Raw genomic sequence first — 17,412 nt, forward strand, 5'->3', positions numbered from 1 at the left:
ACCTCATCAATGCGCTGCTGCGCAGCCTTTTTCGATGCTCCATTTCACATTCTTCTTCCATATTTTTCTTCGAGGTATCCCCATGAACGGAAAACCGGCGGGTCAACCCATCTCCCTCACGCCATCCCCCGGCGCCGGCAGCGGCGTACGGGTCTTCCTGGTACTCGCACCGCTGACGCTGGCGGTCTTCATCGCCTTTCTCACCATCGGCCTGCAATTGCCGGTGCTGCCCTTGCATCTGAAGGATGTCCTGGGCATGAACGCCACCGTGGTCGGCATCGTGGTGGGTGCGCAGTTTGCGGCAGCCTTGCTCTCCCGCGCCTGGGCCGGCAACGTGGCTGACCTGCGCGGTGCCAAGCGCGCCGTGGTGGGCGGCTTCGTGGCAGCGGCCTGCTCCGGGCTGATCTATCTGGCCTCACTGCTGTGGCTGGATCAGCCGGTGGTGTCGGTGGCGGTGCTGCTGGCCGGACGCGTCCTGCTGGCGCTGGGCGAGAGCCTGGTCATCACCGGCACCATGGGCTGGGGCATCGCCCTGGTCGGACCGCAGCATGGCGGCAAGGTGATGGCCTGGCTCGGCATTGCCATCTATGCGGCCATGGCCGGCGGCGCACCGCTGGGTGTGGCGGTGAACAAAGTCTGGGGATTTGCCGGGATTGCCGGCGTGAGCGTGGCGCTGCCCTTGCTGGCACTGCTGGTTGTCAGTCCGCAGCGCGGCGTGGCGGCCAGCGCGGCACGGCGTACGCCCTTCTACAAGGTGCTGGGTGCGGTGTGGCAGCCGGGTTTGGGGCTGGCCTTGTCCAGCGTGGGATTCGGCGTCATCACGGCTTTCATCGCCTTGCTGTTTGCCGCCCGTTCGTGGGGAGACTCTTCGCTGGCCTTCACCAGTTTCGGCATCGCCTTCATCGTGGCACGCCTGTTCTTTGCCCATCTGCCGGATCAGATCGGTGGCGCCAGGGTGGCGCTGGTCTGCGTGGTCATTGAAGTGCTGGGCCAGCTACTGATCTGGCAGGCGGGAACGGCATGGGTGGCTTATGCGGGGGCTGCGTTGACCGGGTTTGGCTATTCGCTGGTGTTCCCCGGTTTCGGCGTGGAAGCGATGCGCCGCGCGCCGCCGCAGACGCGCGGCCTGGCGATGGGGGCCTACGTGGCTTTCCTCGACCTGTCGCTGGGCATCACCAGCCCCTTGGCCGGTGCGCTGGCCAGCCATGCGGGGGTGCAGAGTGTGTATCTCGCCGGGGCCATCGTCGTGGGCTTGTCGATGCTGGTGGCCGTGGCTTTGCTTCGTTCAGTGAAAACCGGCAATTGAGCAAAACATCTTCCTTGTCCGTCGCCGAGGGGCGGTAGCAATGAAGCCAAAATCTAGAAAATCTACTAAATGATTTCGACCGACTGTTCGGTAGCATGCAGAGCTTTTCCGGTTCTGCGTTCAGACCATGACAGCCACTTCCTCGATGACCTCCGCGCCGCTCGGCGCGCTGTTGAATCTCCTGACGCACGAGCGTCGGCTGCTGAGGCTGCACCTGCCTCCCTCCGCACCTGCACCCGTACAGCATCTGGTCGCCTTGCAGGTCAGCGGAACGGAGGCTGTCTGCGGCAACGTGCTGTACCGCCTGCAGTGCGCCAGCAGCACATCGGATATCGCTGTCCACGATCTGCAAGGACTTCCCGTCGGATTTTCCGTGAAGGATACCGAAGGGAGCACAGCATTGGTGTGCGGCCTGGCCAGCGCCGTGCGGCAAGTCTACTCGGAAGCCGGCGCGGTGCTGTTCGAGCTCGAACTCTGCGATGCACTGCATCTGCTGGAGCAGCGCAAGACCTGGCGCGTTTTCTGCGACCGTTCGGTACCGGACATCAGCGAGCAGATCCTCACCGAGCATCGCCAGGACAATAGCGTCCTGGCTGCCGCCTTGCGGTGGCACACCAGTGGCTTGCGCAATACCTATCCACAGCGGGCTTTCGTCATGCAGGCCGGCGAAAGCGATGCCGCCTTCCTCCAGCGGCTATGGCGCCAGGAAGGCATTGCCTGGCATTTTCGCTTTACGCTGGAGGGCGATGAGCCCGTCCATCATCTGCATCTGGCTGACCATCCGACGGCCTATCCCGACCAGTCTGCTCTGGCCTTGCGTTACCACCGCGCCGACGCACTCGAACAGACCGATACGGTGACGCATTGGGAAGCCTGGTGCGAGCAAGCGATCGATGAAGTCACGCTGGCCGCTTTCGATTACAAATCCAACCGGTGTCTGCAAGCGCAGGAGGATGCGCTACGTGGTGAAGATACGGCAGGTCTTGCGCTCGCACGCACGCTGGGCCACTACGAATATGCCCCGCCGTTCCTGGCGGCAGGGCCGGCTCACCAGCGGCAAATGACCAGAAGCAGGATGGCCGCCCATGAAATGGCTGCGCAAGGCTACCGTGCCCGCAGTGTGGTGCGCTCCTTGCGTGGCGGCACCGTATTCGCCCTGAGCGGCCATCCTCTCATCGATGCGCTGCCCGGGAACGCCCGCCGTTTCACCGTCACGCAGGTCAGGCTCTACGCGCGTAACAGTCTGGTCCTTGATGTGCCATGGATGGCTGCGCTGATGCAGGACTGGTTACCGGCGCGCGACAGTCTGGGTGATCAGACTGCGCTGGACGTACCTGTCTACTGCAATGCGTTTGAGTGCGTTCAGCGCGACACCGCCATCGTGCCATCTTATGACCCGGACGACGTACCCAAGTTAGGCATGATGAGTGCGCTCGTCGTCGGGGATGGGGACAAGGAGGTCGATGTCGATGAGATGGGGCGCATCGCCGTGCGCTTTCTCTTCACCCGGCCCGAAGAGCATCCGCGTCAGCGTGGTGCCAGCGGGACTGCCAGCGACTCTGCTCGCATCCGCGTCCTGCAGCCCTGGGCCGATGCAGGCTTTGGCACTGCCTTCTGGCCCAGGGTCGGCAGCGAGATCCTGATCGGTTTTCTGCAGAATCATCCCGACAAGCCGGTGGCCTTGGGTGGCCTCTACGATGGCACGCACTGCCCGCCGCTGTTTTCACACCGGGGCAAGCTGCCGGAGAACAGTGCACTGTCCGGGATACGCAGCAAGGAATTCAAGGCGGACCGGCACAGCCACCTGCGCTTCGACGATAGTGCAGGTCAGATCAGTGCCCAGCTCCTCTCGGACCATGCCAACACCCAACTCAACCAGGGCTGGCTTGGCTCTCCCCGTGCGGAAGGGAATTCCACACCGCGCGGCGAAGGATTTGAGCTGGCCACCGATGCTGCTGGTTGCTTGCGCACGGCACATGGCCTGCTCATCACCGCCTTCGCCCGCCTCAACGCCAGCGGCCACCAGCTTGCCCGGGAAGAGACACTCGCGCTGATGCAGCAATGCGTGCAGCTCTTTACCGGCATCGGCAATTACGCAGCCCGGCACCAGGCCACGGCCGCCGATCATGATGCACATGAGAGTCTTTATCGTCATTTGCAGCAGTGGGAGAACGGTTCCAATACCGCACCCTCCGCAGGGGAGGGTGGCACACCGGTGGTCGCCATCACCGCACCTGCCGGCCTGCACTTCAGTACCCCCGAGACCGCCGTCATGCATGCTGGCGAGAACTGCGACACCGTGGCGCTGCGCCATATCCAGCTGACCAGCGGCGAGCATCTGACGGCCAATGCAGGCAAGGGCATGTCGCTATTTGCCCAGTCGGAAGACCTCAAGCTGATCGCACATCAGGGCGAGCTCAAGCTGCAATCGCAGCACAACGACACCAGTGTGGCTGCGGCCAGGAATCTGAGCCTGAGCGCCAGCGACGGCAAGGTGCAGATCATCGCGGCCGACGAGATCTTGCTCGCGACCGCAGACGGCAGCTATCTGCGTCTTGGGGGAGGAAAGATCGACATGGGTTGCAGCGGGGCGGCGTCGATCCATGCGGCCAAGCATCACTGGCTCGATGCACAGACCACATCCGGCGAGTTGCCCACGTTCGCCAAGGAGGAGGTGGGCCGCAAGCCGGTCCTGGCACGCCCGACCGATGACCAGAGCGTGCCGGGTGCACGCTTCGAGATCGACCGCAGTGACGGTACCAGGCTGACCGGGAAGACCGATGAGCAAGGCGCGACCGGTGCGATTTCCAGAGATGCATTCGAACAGCTGCACATTCGCTTTCTCGATGCCGATTCCTGAAGGAGAACGAGTTCATGAGCACGACATCCGGTGCAGCACGATCTTCCCGCGTGATTGGCGGCGGCAAATTCACCCTCCTGCCCAATCATGGCGAGGCGCGTTTCTACAAGACCTTGCCCTTGCCCGGGGTCATCATCCTGGTGCATGGCGTGAACTCCGATGGAGAGTGGTACGAGAGCACGGAACGCGGCCTGTGCGAGGGGCTCAATGAGAGACTGGCCCGGCGACCCGAGCAGATGGTCTACAGCGGGCCGGCTTCGGGGCGCCTGATGCCGGCGCAATACACGCCAGAACTCACGGCCGACGGCTATCTCGCACCCCGGCGCAGTGCGGACAACTTCATCGATGCCGGGTCCCACTATTCCCCGGTCATCCGATTTCGCTGGGGATACAAGGCCAGCAAGACCGAGCTCAGGCAATTCGGCAAGAACGTGTGGCTCAACGAGAACGATTACTGGGGCGGCGGGCCGTTCGCCAACGGCTGTTCGGCCATCGCCGATCTCTGGACGGAAGGACTCAATGACCGTCTGTTCCTGTGGTTGACGGCGCAACATCTCAATCCGGTGTCGGGGCGCGACGTCTATCGCTGCCCGCACCGCGCCTACTATGTGCACGCCGCGTTGCGTCTGGCGCGGCTCATCAAGTCCGTGCGCGACAGGCAGGCGGACTGTCCCATCACGGTGATGTGCCACAGCCAGGGCAACATGGTGGGGATTGCTGCGGCCTTTCTGGCCGACCGGCTTGGCGTGCAGGCGGATAACTATCTGCTGTGCAATCCGCCGCTGAGTCTGCTGCCGGACAATTTCACGGAAAACTGGAGCCAGAGGGGCAGCAGCGATTCGCAAGGGTCTCTGGGACGGCAGACCTACCGGGCGCGGGTGGAGACGCTGAAGAATTTCTTTGCGCTGTTGCGGGCCCGTGCCGCCCGCGCGCACGCGGACGACAGGATCGACAAGGAAATGGCCAACAGCAATCCCAAGCTGGGTCCCGCTTTCACGGCCGCAGGAGACCGACAGCGCCACGGGCTCAATGGGTCCACCTTTGGCCGGGTGACCCTGTATTGCAACCCGCACGACCAAGTGATTTCGGCCACAACCGTGCAGGGGATAGGCTGGCGCGGCATGAGTGAGCAGGAGATTGAGGTCACCAACGGCCGGGGCGTGTTCGTGCAGCGTGTTTTCGCGCATCAGTATCTGGTGGGACAGACACCGGGGAAGTCTTATCGCTATTGGGACGACCGCTGGAACAAGGATGCCGGAGCCGGCAAGGACGGGTTCTGGCATCCTCCTTCGCCCATCGTCGCCTATCGGTTCTGGCAGGGACTGGCGTCGAACGAAACCATCATCGGGAAAATCGCAACGGCAGTGACTCAGCCGCTGATGCGGTACATCGAGTTGAGCAGAGAGCGTGTCAATGCCAGCGTCGCGAAGAGCTGGTCGATTCCGGTTGACGCGCCTGAACTGCCGCGCCATTTTTTGCCGACGGCCTATCGCTATGGAAATCTGAGTCCGCAGTTTGATGAGGGTATCGATGCTGCTGGCAATGCACGGCAAGCACGTAAAAGCGAGGTCAATAAAAAATCTGGCGATCCCTATGACGAGCATGCCACGCTCACGTCGGAGGATGGCTCAGTCAACGATGCTGCGCAGGGAGACCAGGACTCGGAGGCCCGATTGCGCTACGAGCATCGGGCGCGCTTGCGGATGCAGGCTAGGCGGGGCGACATAGCTGATGCACAGGGGAACGTCGCCGGAGAACAGCCTGGCGGACGCGCCACCGAGGAATATCAAGCGTGGCGGACCGAGCAGATCGGCAAATTCCTGAAGGAAGGCGTGGACCAGAGTGCTACGGATCATTCGACGATCGTGACCAATTCGGAGCATGCAAGGTTGGCGGCGGCTTATGACGTGGCTGTTGGGGTTTGTACGCTCAGTGAGGAAGAGATGCGGGAGCTGCGGGTTGAGGCGGATTGGCGGTATGGTACCGGACTTGAAGAAAAACACCCTCATCGCTATTTCAGGGAGTACTTTGCTCAGAGCACCATGCAGGGAAAATCTCTAGAAGATTGGCTCTCGAATGAGGAGGAAACTCGGCCGTCGGGCATCGTGGATGAGCGCTCCTGGAAGATAGCTAAGCCGGAGGCGAGGTAATGAGCATCTCTCAGAAAAAAGTCCTTCGCCGAATTGTGCTCTTTTCTTTAGTGCTGATCGCGATGTTTTTTGTCAGCTTGGGAAGGATGTATTTCCTCGATCAAGAACAACCCCGTCATTGGGAAACAGGAGATTTGATGAACCGATTGATATTCCTTCCGCTATCTATTGCGGCATTGGTGGTGCTGATCGTAACTGCTGTCATGCATCGTTCTTCCAGAGCCACAGAAATGACCGGGTCGCCTGTATTGGTGAACGCGGAGCACTTCAAGGCACAGGTCGTAGGTGTTCAATGGCTCAACCCGCTGATAAGAAGAGACTATCCTACTGAATGGCAGCTGCTCTGGACGCTTGGCATAGTTAAGCCGAATAAAGACGATGATGAGGTGAAGAGAGATCCCGAGACATTCACGACCATACAAAAGATTGCTCCCTTAACCTTTAATTTTCGCAAGAAAACTGTGTTTTCCGATGGAAGCAGCGTCTTCCCAGGCTACCTATCCGATTACGTAGAAGAAATCATCAAACCTATTGGTCGCCAGTATGCTCTGAATCGCAACTACTTCTACACGATCGAGCCGGAGAACCGAAAGAAGTGGCGAGAGCTCCATGGTATCCGCGTCGAATTCGCGATTCCTGATGTTCCAATGTTGACGTCCGAGAATGCAGCGGAGCGCATACGCAAGGCTTTTAACGCAGAGTTCGTGTTCTACAACCCCGAGCTGTCCACTGCGAATATTCCAGCCGACGTCAATATCATCAGAGGCGGCGCTAGCGCCGGTTTCACTTCCCTCTCAGCCGGGATGGATTATCTGGAAGCCCATCCTGACAAAACCGTCTGGGTCATGAACATGGATGCCCCGGAGTTTCCCGAGTATGGGCAGATCAGTGAGAACTGCACCTTATTGATTCTCGCGGGCCCAAAGTATCAAACGGGTCGCGAACCCCTCGCGTGGATTGCGCGCCCCGCAGTACGCAACGCCGAGGACTTCACCCTCGCCGAAGGAGAAAGCCGTACAGCGCGCGCCTGGAAGGAGGCCATCCAGTCAGCCGCAGAACAGGCAAAAATCTCGCCCTACGACATCCGCTATGTCATCCACGACGCGGGCAAGGAAACGGAAGAAGCAGGCCGCCGCATCGGTACGCTGGCGCAGGCCATGACGCAGAGCCTGCCCGAACTGGATGTACTCAAGCAAAGCTTCAACACCCCGCAACTGCTGGGCGACATGCGTGCGGGCACAGCCATCACCAACGTGGCACTGGCCATCGCCTGGGCCCATCACAAAGGCAGGCCGGTGATGGTGGCCGGAACGACCGAGCCCGACAGGGCCACGGCGGTGGTGGTGACGCCACCTGATCGTGCGCGCGTCTTCGATCCCGAGCAAAACTGGTTCCGCGCGCGTGGAGAAGGTTACGCCTACTTGCCTTGGTGGGGGCTGAGGAAAGACCTCGACTGGTCAACCTATATGCAAGGCTATTCGGACTGACATGAGAGGTCAGGACGAGCTTGCGCGGCGATGGCTGCCTCATCGTCGCAAAAGGACATCATGAATCGATTGATTTTGTTACCGCTATCTATTGCGGTACTGGTGGTGCTTATCGCAACTGCTGTCATACATCGTTCTTCGAGGGCTATCGAAGTCAACGAAGTGTCCTTCGTGGGGATTGAGGGAAGTTTTCGGGTGCAGGTCGTTGGCATCCAATGGCTTAACCCGCTGATGCGCAGAGACTACCCAACCGAATGGGAATTGCTATGGGCCCTCGGAGTTACAAAACCCAACAAAAACGATGATGAGGTGAAAAGAGATCCCGCGACCTTTACGAGCATCCAGCCAATTGCACCATTAAGCTTCAATGTCGGCAACGAAACAGTATTTGACGATGGAAGAAGCATTTTCCCCGAGTATCTCTCCGACTATCTAAGAGAAATTGTTAAGCCTATTGGCCGCCAATACGCCATGAATCGCCATTACTTCTACACGATTCAGCCGGAGGATAGAAAAAGGTGGCGTGAACTCCACGGCATCCGTGTTGAACTTGCGATTCCCGATATTCCATTGTTGACTTCGGATGATGCTGCAGAACGTACCCGAAAAGCATTCGCAGATGAATTTGAGTTTCATAACCCGGAGCTGTCCACTGCAAATATTCCCGCTGACGTGAATATCGTAAGGGGGAGCGCCAGCGCCGGCTTCACTTCCCTGTCAGCCGGGATGGATTATCTGAAAGCCCATCCCGAAAGAACCGTCTGGGTCATGAACATGGATGCGCCCGAGTTTCCCGAATATGGTCGGATCAGCGAGAACTGTACCTTGCTGATTCTGGCCGGTCCAAAGTTCGATACAGGCCGCGAACCTCTTGCATGGATCTCCCGCCCTGCAGTCCGTCAAGTCGAGGACTTCGCTACCACTGACGGCGAAAGCCGTATCGCAAGCGCGTGGAAAAGCGCAATCCAATCAGCCGCCGAACAGGCGTCTATCTCACCCTACGACATTCGCTATGTCATCCACGATGCCGGTAAAGGCAGCGAAGAAGCAGGCCGCCGCCTCGGCGTGCTGGCGCAGGCTATGACGCAGAGCTTGCCTGAATTGGACGTTCTCAAGCAGACCTTCAATACATCGCAACTGCTGGGGGACATGCGTGCTGGAACGGCGATCACGAATGTCGCGTTGGCCATCGCATGGGCCCATCACAAGGGCAAGCCCGTGATGGTGGCAGGCACGACTGAGACGGATAAAGCTATCGCGGTGGTGATAACTCCACCTGAGCGTGCCCGTGTTTTCGATCCGGAGAAAAGCTGGTTCCGAGCCCGGGGAGAGGGCTATGCCTACCTGCCTTGGTGGGGTTTGAGAAAAGACCTCGACTGGAAGACCTATATGCAAGGCTATTCGGATTGATCAGAAAATTTTCCGCACTGATTTTTTGCGGAGCCTACTATCTATAGAAGGAAAATGACCTGATGAACCGATTGATATTCCTTCCACTATCTATTGCGGCATTAGTGGTGCTGATCGTAACCGCGTTCATGCACCGTTCTTCCAGAGCCACAGAAATGACCGGGTCGCCTGTATTGGTGAACGCGGAGCACTTCAAGGCACAGGTCGTAGGTGTTCAATGGCTCAACCCGCTGATAAGAAGAGACTATCCTACCGAATGGCAACTGCTCTGGACGCTTGGCATAGTTAAGCCGAATAAAGACGATGATGAGGTGAAGAGAGATCCCGAGACATTCACGACCATACAAAAGATTGCTCCCTTAACCTTTAATTTTCGCAAGAAGACTGTGTTTGACGATGGTAGCAGTGTCTTCCCAGGCTACCTATCCGATTACGTGAGAAATATCATTAAACCTATTGGTCGCCAGTATGCTTTGAATCGCAACTACTTCTACACGATCGAGCCGGAGAACCGAAAGAAGTGGCGAGAGCTCCATGGTATCCGCGTCGAATTCGCGATTCCTGATGTTCCAATGTTGACGTCCGAGAATGCAGCGGATCGCATACGCAAGGCTTTTAACGCAGAGTTCGTGTTCTACAACCCCGAGCTGTCCACTGCGAATATTCCAGCCGACGTCAATATCATCAGAGGCGGCGCTAGCGCCGGTTTCACTTCCCTCTCAGCCGGGATGGATTATCTGGAAGCCCATCCTGACAAAACCGTCTGGGTCATGAACATGGATGCCCCGGAGTTTCCCGAGTATGGGCAGATTAGCGAGAACTGCACCTTATTGATTCTCGCGGGCCCAAAGTTTCAAACGGGCCGCGAACCCCTCGCTTGGATTGCGCGCCCTGCAGTGCGCAACTCCGAGGACTTCACACCCGCAGAGGGCGAAAGCCGTACAGCGCGCGCCTGGAAGGAGGCCATCCAGTCAGCCGCAGAACAGGCAAGAATCTCGCCCTACGACATCCGCTATGTCATCCACGACGCGGGCAAGGGAACGGAAGAAGCAGGCCGCCGCATCGGTACGCTGGCGCAGGCCATGACGCAGAGCCTGCCCGAACTGGATGTACTCAAGCAAAGCTTCAACACCCCGCAATTGCTGGGCGACATGCGTGCGGGCACAGCCATCACCAACGTGGCATTGGCCATCGCCTGGGCCCATCACAAAGGCCGGCCGGTGATGGTGGCCGGAACGACCGAGCCCGACAAGGCCACGGCGGTGGTGGTGACGCCACCTGATCGTGCGCGCGTCTTCGATCCCGAGCAAAACTGGTTCCGCGCGCGCGGAGAAGGGTACGCCTACCTGCCTTGGTGGGGGCTGAGGAAGGACCTCGACTGGTCAACCTATATGCAAGGCTACTCGGATTGACCAACGGGTCATCCATTTGAAAAGGAGATCAAGATGAAAGGCGTCATCCGTCTGGGTGATCCGACCACGCACGGCGGCAAAGTCATCAGTGCCGGTGCGCGTGTAGCGGTGAGGGGAAAAACCGTTGCCCGCGTCGGAGATTCTTGCAGCTGCCCGATCAAGGGGCATGAGGATTGCGTCATCATCGAGGGCCATCCCACGATCCAGGTCGATGGCGTTGCAGTGGCTTTCGAAGGCCATCGCACCAGCTGTGGTGCGGCGCTGATTTCGACGGTGGCAGACAGCGGCGCCGGGTGAGCACCTTCAAACGACAAACGCCGCTGTGCTCACAGCGGCGTTTGTTGGACACGAGGAGGTCTGGGAGACGATAACCGGATTTCATCCCCTCACACTTTCATCGATTCCATCCGTCACGCATTGCGCGGATTACGCCCATGCTTGCGCTGATACATGGCCTGGTCAGCCGCATGGAGCAAGGCGCTGAAGTCGCACATTTCCGAAGGCGTCACGGTGGCCGCGCCCACGCTGATTTCGATATCGGTGTGCGGCCATTTCACTCGCGCCACCGACTGCTTGATCCGTTCGGATACCTGATGAGCACCGGTCTCATCGGTGTCCGGCAGGATCAGCGAGAACTCGTCACCACCGTAGCGCGCCAGGAAATCGCTGGCACGCAGCGGTGAGCGCAGCACGCGGGCCAGTTGCACCAGCAGCGCATCGCCGGCCGGGTGGCCGTATGTGTCGTTGTATTGCTTGAAGTAGTCCACATCCACCATCAGCATGGTCAGCGGACGAGCATTGCGCAGATGGCGCGTCCATTCTTCACGCAGGCGCGAATCAAAACTGCGGCGGTTGCCGATGCCGGTCAGCGCATCGGTCATGGTCTGGCGCTCCAGCTTCTGCATGGCGCGATGGCTGTCGAGTTGCGCTTCGAGCTGGCGCCCCAGTTTCTGGAAGGCGTCGCGCTGGGCCGGGCTGAGCGTACGCGGCACCCGGTCCATCACACATAGCGTGCCGAGGATGTCGCCATTGCCCGACACCAGCGGCACGCCCGCATAAAACCGCACGGCCGGCGTGCCGCGTGCCAGCGCGCTGGCAGCAAAGCGTCCGTCGTTGCTCAGGTCGCACACTTCCGTGATCTGGCCCGGTGTGCGCACGGCCATTTCGCACAAAGAGAAGTCCACTGCATTGCGCAGCACGCCAGTCTGGCCAGGGAAGCGCCACCATTGATTGCGCGCGTCGCCACGGCCGTTGTTGACCGAGAGGTATGGGTGCTGCAGCCCGATGTCGGCGTGCAGCTGGCTGAACATGCCCATGGGCGTGCCGCATACGCTGGAGGCCAGCGAGATGAAATCGGACAGGGCCGGCTCCAGCCAGGCATCGGCATCGCTGTCGGTATGCGCCAGTTCGATGCGGTCGGCGGGGCGGTCGTTGAGCACCGGGTGCGTGGATTGACCACGCTGGAAAATGGAGCGTTCGGGAGTGTACGGAGCGTGCAGGTCTCGAATGTTCATGGCGCGTTACTCATGAGGGTTGTGTTGCGTTATGGTCGGGTCGGTCGCCGTCAGTGCATCGTGGAATGCGGTAGGGAGGACGGCGCGGCATGGTGGTGCGCAAGTGGAAATATTTTTCTTTTTTTCACTGCACATCTTGTTGCCCTGCGACATCAAAGGTAGCAGATCAAATTCCGAAGTAAACCGGTTTGGAACATCCTCTTACAAATTACTGGCGTTTCTGGCGCAAAGGATGTTATTCCGATCACATACGAACAGCTTGGCTGATCATGCTGACAATTGACGGTTTGTTAGCCTCTTCCCCGCAATGCATGAGGATAGATTTCTGAGCGCGAAACCGAAATCGGACAGCGCCACTTTCGCGTGTCAGCGGATTCTTATATTGCTCTGCAATATGTTGCGCGAACCACGACAGAATGGCGTCGCCACAGCACGACAAAACGATGTCGCCAGGGGGTGACGATTAATGCTTGCAAAGCGCGGAAGTCCTCCATAAACTCTGCCGTTCCTTGTTTGATCCGATCAACGTTTTTGAAAGCAGAGATGTCGACCCAGCCCAAAGCAGGCGCAGTCCTGTTCGCCAAAGATGTAGCCCGCCTCGCCGCGTTTTATGCACAGGTGCTGGCGGTGGTTCCCAAGCAGGCCCAGGCCGAGAAGGTAGTGATCGAAGCCGAGGATTTCCTCTTGGTGATTCATGCGATCCCACCGGCCAGCGCCGCCAAGGTAGAGATCAGTTCACCGCCGGTATTGCGCGAGAATGTGCCCGTCAAGCTGTTCCTGCCGGTCCGTTCGCTTGCACAGGTGCGCCTGAGTGCGCAGCAGCTCGGCGGTGGCATGAAGCCGGTCGGGTCCGAATGGAATGGTCCGGATTTCCGGGCCTGCGATGGCTTCGATCCGGAAGGCAACGTGGTGCAGTTCCGTGAAGTCCTGCGCGAAACTGCCATGGCCTCCTGATGTGCTGAGGACGTCGCCGCGCGGCATCACAAGAACAGCATCGCGCGGCCCCTCCGCTCATCAACAAGAAAGCCGTCCGGTCTGCACCGGACGGCTTTTGCGCTTCTGACTCCCGCGGTCATCGCTGCGGGCTCACGGGCAGTCTTATTGCAGGCTGACCTTGAAGTAGGTCTCGCGCTGCATGTCGACAATCTCCACGGTGATCTGCACCTGGACGTCCTTGGGCCAGTGCTGGTCCTTCTGGATGGCCGCACCCAGCAGGTCGGACACCGACTTCTTTTCTTCCACGGTGCGGCCGCTCAGGATAGCCAGGCGCAGCGCCACGAAGGCCCTCCTGGCTTCGCTCGCCGTACCGACCAGATAATCATCCAGACGTACCGCACGCGCCTTGATGGCGTTCTCTTCAAAGTGGCCGCTTGCCACCAGCGCCTGGTTGAGTCTTTGCAGGGTAGGCTGTACGTCGATGGCGAGATTGCCGGTGTATTCCATAACGAGATGGGGCATGGTGGTTCCAGTCCTTGTAAGTGGGTGGCGGGATGGATAGCAGCTGTTCGGAACGCGTCACTGTAGGCCAGATCGGCTTTCCATCCTATTGGGGTAAATGATTAGGGCCTGTTCACATTTAATCTGCGCATCTCGCAGATTAAATGTGAACAGGCCCTAGTCCAGATAGCCCGAGAGCTTGCCCAGATCGATGTTGCCGCCGCTGATGATGACGCCTACGCGCTTGCCCTGCAGCTGTTCCCGGTGCTTTCTGGCAGCGGCAAATCCCAGGCAGCCGGTGGGCTCGACGACCATCTTCATGCGCTCTGCAAAGAAGCGCAGGCCGGCGATCAGTTCGGCATCGGTCACGGTATGGATGTCGTCCACCAGTTCGCGGATGACCTCGAAGGTGTACTTGCCCAGGTGTTGCGTCTGCGCGCCATCGGCAATGGTCTTGGGAGTATCGATATGCACGATCTGGCCGGCGCGCAGCGATTGCTGGCCATCGTTGCCCGCTTCCGGTTCCACGCCGTAGATCTTGCAATCGGGTGACAGCGCACGCGCGGCCAGGGCCGCGCCGGACAGCAGGCCACCACCGCCCAGGCAGACGAAGAGCGCATCCAGCGGACCGGTTTCCTGCAGCAGTTCCAACGTGGCCGTGCCTTGTCCGGCCATCACATGCGGATGGTCGTAGGGCGGGATCAGCGTCATCCTGCGCTCGGCGGCCAGGCGTGCGCCGATGGCTTCGCGGTCTTCGGTGTAGCGGTCATACGTCACGACCTCGGCGCCGTAGCCACGCGTGGCCGCGACCTTGGCGGCGGGCGCATCCTCGGGCATCACGATCACGGCCGGAATGCCCAGCAGTTGCGCCGCCAGCGCCGTGCCCTGGGCGTGATTGCCGGAGGAGAAGGTGATCACGCCATGCTTGCGCTGATCGGCATTGAACTGCGACAGCGCGTTCATGGCGCCGCGGAACTTGAAGGCACCCATGCGCTGGAAGTTTTCGCACTTGAAGAACAGTTGCGCGCCCACTTCCGCATCGGCCGTGCGCGAGCGCAGCACCGGCGTCTTGTGCGCCCAGGGCCTGATGCGTTGGGCAGCCAGCAGGACGTCGGCGAAGCTGGGCAATTCGGTAGGACTGGAGAGCGGGATCATGTGGCTTCCTTCAAGTGGAATGGAAAGGTGAAATGATGAATACGGACGCGCCGAGCCAGCGCGGTCAATCCTTCTCGTCGTTGTAGACGGTGGCGCGCGACACACCCAGATGCGCCGCCACGATCTCGGCTGCGCGCCGCACGTCCATGCAGCCGGACTGACGCAGTTCGCGCATGAGCTGGCGCCGGTCTTCGGCCTTGAGGCTGCGCGGCGTCGTGGACAGCCGTGCGGCAAAGGCATCGATGCGGCTGCGCAGGGCATCGGCCCCGGCCGGCTCCAGCGTTTCGGCCACGCGCACTGCCCCGTCGATACCGCCGAACTGGCGCAGCATGCCCTGCAGCGCGCCGAAGAGCGTGAGGTCGATGTTCATGCACAGCGCCGCGACGTATTTGCCATCGGCATCCTTGATGCCGATCGAACTGCTCTTGGCCTGGCGTCCGTCGGGCAGGGTGTTGGCGTAATTGGTCAGGACCTGCGGATAGCTTTCGTCGGCGATGCGCGCCAGCCCCAGCTCGGTGGTGGCATCGCCCACTTCGCGTCCGGACAGGTTGTTGTGCAGGGCGACGATGGAATGATCGGCATCGCGCAGGTCGTGCAGCACCACTTCGCAGAAGGGTGCGAAGGTCTGGCCCAGGCCCAGGGCGACCTGCTGCAGTTGTGAGAGCAGCAGGGCGTGGTCGGGGCGGTCGGGTTTCTTTTTGCGGGAACGGGATTTCATGCGATACATATTATCTAAAATTAGATTTTATGTATAGATGGCTTGAGGCACGCTTCAGACCGGTCTGGCCACCACCTTGCCTGTGCGATCAATCCACCAATAATGATGCGGTACAGTCTGCGCCCCGGGCGCAAAGGATTGCGGGTGCAGTGGCGCGCATAGGCGGGATCGACGAAGCGACAAGGCAGGTGCTCGTCGCGTTCAGGCATACACCGCACCGAACCGGTTGCCGAGCAATGCCGGCAAGCCGATCTGTTCCTGCCGGATGAAGCCGCGCGCCGGCAACTGCCCGGCCCGGAACAGGTCCAGCGCCGCGCAGACACCGGCTGCCGTGCTGGCCTGGATGGCGCTCTCCCTGCGGCCGTCGCGTTCCCGCGCGAAGATCTTGCGGGTAAAGACCTCCTGCATCAGCTTGCCCTCGCGCATCCCGCTGACGGTCACGAACACCAGCACCACATCCTGCAAGGTGGATGGCACGCTCTTGCGCAGGATGTGCTTCAACAGTTCCGGATCATGGCGCAGGCCGAGATCACCGAGCAGGAATTTCATGCGCTGCTGGTGACCGGGATAGCGCACCGACTTGTAGTCCAGGTTGCCGACCCGTCCGGCCAGCGTCTCGCACAGGCTGCCCAGTCCACCCGAGGTATTGAAGGCTTCGTACTCCGCGCCATCGAGGGAAAAATGTTCCAGGTCGGCCAATGGATCGACCGTCACCCGCTCACCATCGCGCAAGGCCTCGCAGGGATGGCAGTACTCATTGATGAGTCCGTCCACGCTCCAGGTCAGGTTGTACTTCAGCTCATTGGTCGGATACTGTGGCAGCGCGCCCACGCGCATCTTGATCTCGTGCACTTCATCGAAGCCCGCCGCCAGATGGTGCGCGACAATGCCGATGAAGCCGGGTGCCAGGCCGCACTGGGGCATGAAGGCGCAAGGGGCATCGGCCGCCAGCGCAGCGATGGCACGGGTGGCCTGCACATCCTCGGTCAGGTCGAAGTAGTGTGTGCCGGTCTGGCGCGCTACCGTGGCCACACTCACGGCCATGTGGTAGGGCAGGGCATTGATGACCACCTCGGCCCGTTGCAGCAGTGCCGCCAGCGCCTGTGGATCGGCCGAGTCGAGGATCGCTCTCTCGGCACGCAGGCCGGCGATGGCTTGCAAGGCGGCGGCATCGCGGTCCGCAATGGTGATGTTGTAATCGCGGCCTTCGCCGCAGTCCGCCAGCAGGCGGGCGATGGTCTGGCCGATGTGGCCGCAGCCGAGAATGACGGTACGCATGACGGGCTCCTGAATGAAGGTGGATACGCTGATTCATTCTAGGAAGCCGCCGTGACGGAAACCATTGGCAGAACGTCAGAAAGTAGCGCCGATTTCGTCAATTTGTAGCGTCACTTCGTCATTATGTAGGAATAGCGACGCAATCCGGCGATCAAGGCCGGCATTTCAGCGCGTCCTGGCCGCATCGCCGCGGTCGATCTTGCGTGCCAGCACGACCGAGGTGGTGGTCTTGAGGACGCCTTCCATCTCGCCGATCTGGTCGAGGATCTTGTCCAGTTGCTCGGGTGTATTCACGCGCAGCCAGGCGACGTAATCGTATTCGCCGCTGACGGCACACAACTGGTGGACTTCCGGGATGCGCCCGAAGCGGCGGATCACGTCGCGCCCGGCACGCGGCTGGACGGTCACGCCCACATAGGCCTGCAGGCTGGCGTCCACCACGTCGCGCCCGAGCTTCAAGGTATAGCCGCCGATGATGCCGGACTGCTCCAGCCGCTCAATGCGGGCTACCACGGTGGTACGTGCCACGCCCAGGCGACGGGCGATCTCCGCCACCGGTTCGCGGGCGTTCAACTGCAGGATGGAAAGGAGTTGACGGTCGATGTCGTCGAGTTGGTCCAGCCTGGTCATCCCGGTTCTCCTGGTCGATGCTACATAATGACGAAACAACGCTACATTTCGTCAG

Annotated in this window: 14 protein-coding genes and 1 pseudogene; 8 read left to right on the top strand and 7 right to left on the bottom strand. The window is 60.3% G+C overall.

Annotation, left to right across the window (positions count from 1 at the left end; genetic code table 11):
• The first annotated feature begins 82 nt into the window (after positions 1-82).
• The 7 genes from AACH55_RS01210 to AACH55_RS01240 all read left to right on the top strand — a co-directional run bounded on the left by AACH55_RS01210 (position 83) and on the right by AACH55_RS01240 (position 10,922).
• Positions 83-1,306, top strand: coding sequence for an arabinose transporter (locus AACH55_RS01210; RefSeq protein WP_338717579.1), 1,224 nt, complete (start codon positions 83-85; stop codon positions 1,304-1,306).
• A gap of 127 nt (positions 1,307-1,433) precedes the next feature.
• Positions 1,434-4,166 (top strand): type VI secretion system Vgr family protein, encoded by a 2,733-nt coding sequence (locus tag AACH55_RS01215; RefSeq protein ID WP_338717580.1) that lies wholly within the window; start codon positions 1,434-1,436, stop codon positions 4,164-4,166.
• Positions 4,167-4,180: 14 nt separating this feature from the next.
• Entirely contained in the window at positions 4,181-6,316 is a 2,136-nt protein-coding gene (locus AACH55_RS01220) for a DUF3274 domain-containing protein (protein ID WP_338717581.1), read from the top strand.
• Entirely contained in the window at positions 6,316-7,803 is a 1,488-nt protein-coding gene (locus AACH55_RS01225; RefSeq protein ID WP_338717582.1) for a hypothetical protein, read from the top strand. The genes AACH55_RS01220 and AACH55_RS01225 overlap by 1 nt, the downstream gene beginning before the upstream one ends.
• A 60-nt stretch (positions 7,804-7,863) precedes the next feature.
• Positions 7,864-9,213, top strand: a complete 1,350-nt coding sequence (locus AACH55_RS01230) for a hypothetical protein (protein WP_338717583.1) — start codon at positions 7,864-7,866, stop codon at positions 9,211-9,213.
• 62 nt (positions 9,214-9,275) lie between these two features.
• Entirely contained in the window at positions 9,276-10,625 is a 1,350-nt protein-coding gene (locus tag AACH55_RS01235; protein ID WP_338717584.1) for a hypothetical protein, read from the top strand.
• A gap of 33 nt (positions 10,626-10,658) precedes the next feature.
• Positions 10,659-10,922: a PAAR domain-containing protein gene (locus AACH55_RS01240; RefSeq protein WP_338717585.1), complete on the top strand. Its 264-nt coding sequence runs from the start codon at positions 10,659-10,661 to the stop codon at positions 10,920-10,922.
• Positions 10,923-11,035: 113 nt separating this feature from the next.
• Here the strand turns inward: AACH55_RS01240 and AACH55_RS01245 are convergent, their stop codons facing one another.
• On the bottom strand, positions 11,036-12,124 hold the full coding sequence (locus tag AACH55_RS01245) for a sensor domain-containing diguanylate cyclase (RefSeq protein ID WP_338720435.1): 1,089 nt from the start codon (positions 12,122-12,124) through the stop codon (positions 11,036-11,038).
• A gap of 558 nt (positions 12,125-12,682) precedes the next feature.
• On the opposite strand from AACH55_RS01245, the gene AACH55_RS01250 reads away from it, so the two are divergent.
• Entirely contained in the window at positions 12,683-13,093 is a 411-nt protein-coding gene (locus tag AACH55_RS01250) for a hypothetical protein (RefSeq protein WP_338717586.1), read from the top strand.
• A gap of 144 nt (positions 13,094-13,237) precedes the next feature.
• On the opposite strand, the gene AACH55_RS01255 is transcribed toward AACH55_RS01250, so the two are convergent.
• The 6 genes and pseudogenes from AACH55_RS01255 to AACH55_RS01280 form a co-directional block, all read right to left on the bottom strand.
• Positions 13,238-13,597 carry a 5-carboxymethyl-2-hydroxymuconate Delta-isomerase gene (locus tag AACH55_RS01255; protein ID WP_338717587.1) on the bottom strand — a complete coding sequence of 120 codons (360 nt, stop codon included), beginning with the start codon at positions 13,595-13,597 and terminating at the stop codon, positions 13,238-13,240.
• 156 nt (positions 13,598-13,753) lie between these two features.
• A complete protein-coding gene (locus AACH55_RS01260; RefSeq protein ID WP_338717588.1) occupies positions 13,754-14,731 on the bottom strand; it encodes a threo-3-hydroxy-L-aspartate ammonia-lyase in 978 nt (325 codons plus the stop codon).
• 64 nt (positions 14,732-14,795) lie between these two features.
• Positions 14,796-15,458: a PAS domain-containing protein gene (locus tag AACH55_RS01265; RefSeq protein WP_338717589.1), complete on the bottom strand. Its 663-nt coding sequence runs from the start codon at positions 15,456-15,458 to the stop codon at positions 14,796-14,798.
• 45 nt (positions 15,459-15,503) lie between these two features.
• A pseudogene (locus tag AACH55_RS01270) lies at positions 15,504-15,649 on the bottom strand (3-methyladenine DNA glycosylase); the annotation flags it as partial.
• Position 15,650: 1 nt separating this feature from the next.
• Positions 15,651-16,727 carry a saccharopine dehydrogenase NADP-binding domain-containing protein gene (locus AACH55_RS01275; protein ID WP_338717590.1) on the bottom strand — a complete coding sequence of 359 codons (1,077 nt, stop codon included), beginning with the start codon at positions 16,725-16,727 and terminating at the stop codon, positions 15,651-15,653.
• Positions 16,728-16,892: 165 nt separating this feature from the next.
• Positions 16,893-17,357: an Lrp/AsnC family transcriptional regulator gene (locus AACH55_RS01280; RefSeq protein WP_338717591.1), complete on the bottom strand. Its 465-nt coding sequence runs from the start codon at positions 17,355-17,357 to the stop codon at positions 16,893-16,895.
• Positions 17,358-17,412 lie beyond the last annotated feature (55 nt).

This window comes from Herbaspirillum sp. DW155, from assembly GCF_037076565.1.
Classification (GTDB): domain Bacteria; phylum Pseudomonadota; class Gammaproteobacteria; order Burkholderiales; family Burkholderiaceae_D; genus Herbaspirillum.

What these genes read in the sequence shown, in the direction of transcription:
- AACH55_RS01210 (WP_338717579.1), top strand. Translation starts at nt 83, where the DNA reads ATGAACGGAAAACCGGCGGGTCAACCCATCTCCCTCACGCCATCCCCC.
- AACH55_RS01215 (WP_338717580.1), top strand. Translation starts at nt 1,434, where the DNA reads ATGACAGCCACTTCCTCGATGACCTCCGCGCCGCTCGGCGCGCTGTTG.
- AACH55_RS01220 (WP_338717581.1), top strand. Translation starts at nt 4,181, where the DNA reads ATGAGCACGACATCCGGTGCAGCACGATCTTCCCGCGTGATTGGCGGC.
- AACH55_RS01225 (WP_338717582.1), top strand. Translation starts at nt 6,316, where the DNA reads ATGAGCATCTCTCAGAAAAAAGTCCTTCGCCGAATTGTGCTCTTTTCT.
- AACH55_RS01230 (WP_338717583.1), top strand. Translation starts at nt 7,864, where the DNA reads ATGAATCGATTGATTTTGTTACCGCTATCTATTGCGGTACTGGTGGTG.
- AACH55_RS01235 (WP_338717584.1), top strand. Translation starts at nt 9,276, where the DNA reads ATGAACCGATTGATATTCCTTCCACTATCTATTGCGGCATTAGTGGTG.
- AACH55_RS01240 (WP_338717585.1), top strand. Translation starts at nt 10,659, where the DNA reads ATGAAAGGCGTCATCCGTCTGGGTGATCCGACCACGCACGGCGGCAAA.
- AACH55_RS01250 (WP_338717586.1), top strand. Translation starts at nt 12,683, where the DNA reads ATGTCGACCCAGCCCAAAGCAGGCGCAGTCCTGTTCGCCAAAGATGTA.
- AACH55_RS01255 (WP_338717587.1), bottom strand. Translation starts at nt 13,597, where the DNA reads ATGCCCCATCTCGTTATGGAATACACCGGCAATCTCGCCATCGACGTA.
- AACH55_RS01260 (WP_338717588.1), bottom strand. Translation starts at nt 14,731, where the DNA reads ATGATCCCGCTCTCCAGTCCTACCGAATTGCCCAGCTTCGCCGACGTC.
- AACH55_RS01265 (WP_338717589.1), bottom strand. Translation starts at nt 15,458, where the DNA reads ATGTATCGCATGAAATCCCGTTCCCGCAAAAAGAAACCCGACCGCCCC.
- AACH55_RS01275 (WP_338717590.1), bottom strand. Translation starts at nt 16,727, where the DNA reads ATGCGTACCGTCATTCTCGGCTGCGGCCACATCGGCCAGACCATCGCC.
- AACH55_RS01280 (WP_338717591.1), bottom strand. Translation starts at nt 17,357, where the DNA reads ATGACCAGGCTGGACCAACTCGACGACATCGACCGTCAACTCCTTTCC.